This is a genomic window from Ciceribacter ferrooxidans (assembly GCF_004137355.1).
Lineage (GTDB): Bacteria > Pseudomonadota > Alphaproteobacteria > Rhizobiales > Rhizobiaceae > Allorhizobium > Allorhizobium ferrooxidans.
On the sequence record NZ_SDVB01000344.1, the window covers coordinates 1 to 379 of the forward strand.

The 379-nt window shown below is 47.8% G+C and carries 1 protein-coding gene; it reads left to right on the forward strand.

All coding sequences use genetic code 11. From position 1 onward, the window contains the following. The coding region (locus tag EUU22_RS26445; RefSeq protein WP_205687955.1) for a hypothetical protein at positions 1 to 254 on the forward strand (254 nt) is incomplete at its 5' end. Positions 255 to 379 lie beyond the last annotated feature (125 nt).

Genomic DNA, 379 nt, shown 5'->3' on the forward strand with positions numbered 1-379 from the left:
GTCCGTGTCAACATTGTCATCCAGGGGAGCTGGAAATAGTTCAGGCGTTTCTCATTCTTTTTAAAAAATTTTTTTCAACGTTTATTTATTTTTGCGACAGAGAAAGACAGAGCATGAACGGGGGAGGGGCAGAGAGAGAGGGAGACACAGAATCAGAAACAGGCTCCAGGCTCCGAGCCATCAGCCCAGAGCCTGACGCGGGGCTCGAACTCACGGACCGCGAGATCGTGACCTGGCTGAAGTCGGACGCTTAACCGACTGCGCCACCCAGGCGCCCCAACCTGTTTCCCTTTTTTAAGGTGTAGTGATATTTCCCGTGAATGATAGAATCTTGTAAACAGTAATTCCAAGGTGTATGTATTTATATGTATTCACATAC